Annotated in this window: 3 protein-coding genes; 1 reads left to right on the forward strand and 2 read right to left on the reverse strand. The window is 35.9% G+C overall.

The genetic code is table 11. The features are described 5' to 3' along the window. Positions 1 to 303: 303 nt before the first annotated feature. On the reverse strand, positions 304 to 1,278 hold the full coding sequence (locus tag BHECKSOX2_RS00150; RefSeq protein WP_139681966.1) for a hypothetical protein: 975 nt from the start codon (positions 1,276 to 1,278) through the stop codon (positions 304 to 306). A gap of 1,072 nt (positions 1,279 to 2,350) precedes the next feature. Between BHECKSOX2_RS00150 and BHECKSOX2_RS00155 the strand changes: the two genes are divergently transcribed. Then, on the forward strand, positions 2,351 to 2,920 hold the full coding sequence (locus BHECKSOX2_RS00155; RefSeq protein WP_139681967.1) for a hypothetical protein: 570 nt from the start codon (positions 2,351 to 2,353) through the stop codon (positions 2,918 to 2,920). Between the two features lie 209 nt (positions 2,921 to 3,129). On the opposite strand, the gene BHECKSOX2_RS00160 is transcribed toward BHECKSOX2_RS00155, so the two are convergent. Further along, a partial coding sequence (locus BHECKSOX2_RS00160; RefSeq protein WP_218973218.1) for a hypothetical protein occupies positions 3,130 to 3,912 on the reverse strand: 783 nt, incomplete at its 5' end.

Genomic DNA, 3,912 nt, shown 5'->3' on the forward strand with positions numbered 1-3,912 from the left:
AACAACTATTGTTAGAATCATAGAGAAAGACACGCGAGAAAAAACCGAACAAGACAAACTCGAGGACGCAGGACAGCAAAGACTAGGAATATAAAGCATGAACATCAACACAAAAACTATAAAAGCTAGCATTCAATCAATCTGAGGATAGATTAAAGGATTATGTCTGATTTTTAGAGAGGACTTTACACAATCTGGTTTACAGGGTCCTAGTAATACCAATAATGTCAATTTTTTCATTTAAATTATCCAATTAAACACCTCGCTCTAAGATTAGAGCGAGGTGTTTGTCATTTCTGTATATTATCTATGAATCTCTGTAATACTCTTCCATTTCAATACGTTACTAATGAGGCTAAGTGATAGTTCAACACGATAGTTCTTATTATTCCAGCCGATCGACGGGATAGTCATTACAGTACTAGGTTTGTTAATTGTCGCGGTTGGTTCCCCAATAAGATTGTCGCAGTTTATTTCATTTGTGGCACTATTATCAATCGTTATTTTCCCATTAACATTATTCATTATTATAGAGAAACACAGCCCTGTATCGAGCATTTTCACAGTTGGAATAACAAACTTACCATTTGATTTATTTCCCACATAGTAGGTGGTATATGTATTATCTACTGGTGGGAAAATACGATCATCAGGCTGATCTGGGTTATGATTATGGTTATCCGGTGTTAGATTGTCATCATGCGAGCCGTTATTAGTAGTTGAGTTAGATTTAACAATACCCTCTAGAATCACATAGTTACCTGTCCGATACTCTTCTCGCGACCAATTCGGGCTCGTTCTCGTCGCTTCGTTCACACTCATACCCTCATCACTACAACCCCATTTCACATACCCCTCAGCTATTGTGTCGGTTCCTTCATCATAGATAACCTCAGGGTCAGCATCTAAGTATGTATAAACTGGCATTAAGGTTTTAGCTATTTCACGCAGTCTACCGTCAATTTTTAACATGTCTACATAAAAATGAGAGGGATTAATCCCTGTTGAGTTAGGGTTATTAGGGTTACCCCTATTCCACACTGAGACGTCTAGGTTACGTCCTTTAAAATATGGATTGGTGATAAAAAGTTTACCTGAATTTTCGTCTCCGATATACCTAGCATACCCGATGTTAACTAGCCAACACGCTGAGAAATCCATTCCAGGGCGGTGCTCAGGTGTCCCGTATCCTTTATCGGGGTTATAACCCGCTTGTGATATTCCACTTGCTAATAATGTGCTTAATATAAGTGCTAATTTAATCGTTTTATTCTTCATATTGTTCTCTATCTTAGTTAATAATGTAAGGTTCTGCGTTGGGGTGTATGATACTTTTCTTAGCAAGCTCTTTACCCGCTCTTAATATTTCAAGTTGTTTATCGTTTTTAGTTCCTTCTAATGTTTAATTTCTTAAATACCACCGCGCTTTTTCCGCGATGAATAGTAATTCTATAAGCGATGACTAAGTTTAAATGCTTAGTCTCCCTAACAATCTCATCAAAGATATTGGTTTTCTTTGGTGTCGATATCGTATCAAATGCGACGAGTTTATTGATGTCTTGCTTTAATAGTCTCCAAAATGACGCATTATAACTGACTACTTGTCCGACCGGTGCCTGAAAACCCAAGGCACCCAAACCTTTCATTAACCAACCAAACTTTTGTGTGTTGTGTGAAAATTATACACTACAAACTTGATAAACTCACGAACTTCTGAAAACTTGATAAACTCACGAACTTCTGAGCTCTAATATTGGGCTTATTACACTTATAAAACCCCCACAATTTCAGACAACAATTTAAACTTTCTTATTTAGAATAAGCTAAACTATTTACCACCCAAAACCTCTGATAACTTTTCAAAATTTCTTATACTAGAGGGGCTGTTAGAATACTTTTTTAATGCAAAAATTATTTTATTAAAATAATTCTTAAATTAAAGAATTATTTTGTATTTTGAATTTTTCTTGAATGTAAAAAAATATCATTTAGCACGATGCAGCCCACCGCAGGTGTATAGCCCTGTTCTTTAGGGCGGTAGTAACGCTCTTGATCTTCATCCCTGAACTAATCGAAGTCGAGTATCTTCGTTGGTGCATTTAATCATCGAAGCCACTAATATTATACCACCTGAAAAAGCAAGCTCTTGCTCTTGATTTTTTTCCTTCTTTTACCAAGTAACCCGTCTTATTTCCGAGCGTGCAAAAGTCAAAGCGAAGTTATCCACGCTCGCCCGAACTAATCCTAAAGGGTTCAGTCGAGCGTGGATAACTTAGACTTTTACACAGTCAGAATAAGACTACATTTTTATAGCACTGTTTTAAAGATAAGAAAAAAAAATACCTAAATTATGGATTTATCATTATTTAAAAATAAATACCCTTTCTCGCTAAAAGGATTAACAAAAGAGAGAAATATTTATCGCAAAAAAAAGGGTGATACATATGTCGAGTTATCTACTGGTAATTTTGTAGATAATCCTGCTGTTTTAGTGCGTGAAATTGTCCCTGCTGGACAATTTACAAAAATAAGAATTGACGCCTTATCTTCAGTGTATGGATTAAAGCCTAAAAGTCGTTTAATAATGGATTATTTGTTTGCAAATATGCCACAAGATACACCCGTAATTGCTTTTGATATTGGTATATTAACCGCTTTTTTTAGAGGCTTAAAATCAGATTTTAAAGTTGGCAAAAATGGTTACATAATGACTCACAAATCATTTTACGGGGCATTAAGAGAATTACAAAATAAAAGGATCATAGCTCAAAGTGGTAATACTGGGTTTTGGTTTGTTAATATGTCAATATTACATAATGGCAATACAACAACTATTGTTAGAATCATAGAGAAAGACACGCGAGAAAAAACCGAACAAGACAAACTCGAGGACGCAGGACAGCAAAGACTAGGAATATAAAGCATGAACATCAACACAAAAACTATAAAAGCTAGCATTCAATCAATCTGAGGATAGATTAAAGGATTATGTCTGATTTTTAGAGAGGACTTTACACAATCTGGTTTACAGGGTCCTAGTAATACCAATAATGTCAATTTTTTCATTTAAATTATCCAATTAAACACCTCGCTCTAAGATTAGAGCGAGGTGTTTGTCATTTCTGTATATTATCTATGAATCTCTGTAATACTCTTCCATTTCAATACGTTACTAATGAGGCTAAGTGATAGTTCAACACGATAGTTCTTATTATTCCAGCCGATCGACGGGATAGTCATTACAGTACTAGGTTTGTTAATTGTCGCGGTTGGTTCCCCAATAAGATTGTCGCAGTTTATTTCATTTGTGGCACTATTATCAATCGTTATTTTCCCATTAACATTATTCATTATTATAGAGAAACACAGCCCTGTATCGAGCATTTTCACAGTTGGAATAACAAACTTACCATTTGATTTATTTCCCACATAGTAGGTGGTATATGTATTATCTACTGGTGGGAAAATACGATCATCAGGCTGATCTGGGTTATGATTATGGTTATCCGGTGTTAGATTGTCATCATGCGAGCCGTTATTAGTAGTTGAGTTAGATTTAACAATACCCTCTAGAATCACATAGTTACCTGTCCGATACTCTTCTCGCGACCAATTCGGGCTCGTTCTCGTCGCTTCGTTCACACTCATACCCTCATCACTACAACCCCATTTCACATACCCCTCAGCTATTGTGTCGGTTCCTTCATCATAGATAACCTCAGGGTCAGCATCTAAGTATGTATAAACTGGCATTAAGGTTTTAGCTATTTCACGCAGTCTACCGTCAATTTTTAACATGTCTACATAAAAATGAGAGGGATTAATCCCTGTTGAGTTAGGGTTATTAGGGTTACCCCTATTCCACACTGAGACGTCTAGGTTACGTCCTTTAAAATATGGATTGGTGATAAA

The sequence above is a fragment of the thiotrophic endosymbiont of Bathymodiolus puteoserpentis (Logatchev) genome (assembly GCF_900127505.1).
In the GTDB taxonomy this organism is placed as follows: domain Bacteria; phylum Pseudomonadota; class Gammaproteobacteria; order PS1; family Pseudothioglobaceae; genus Thiodubiliella.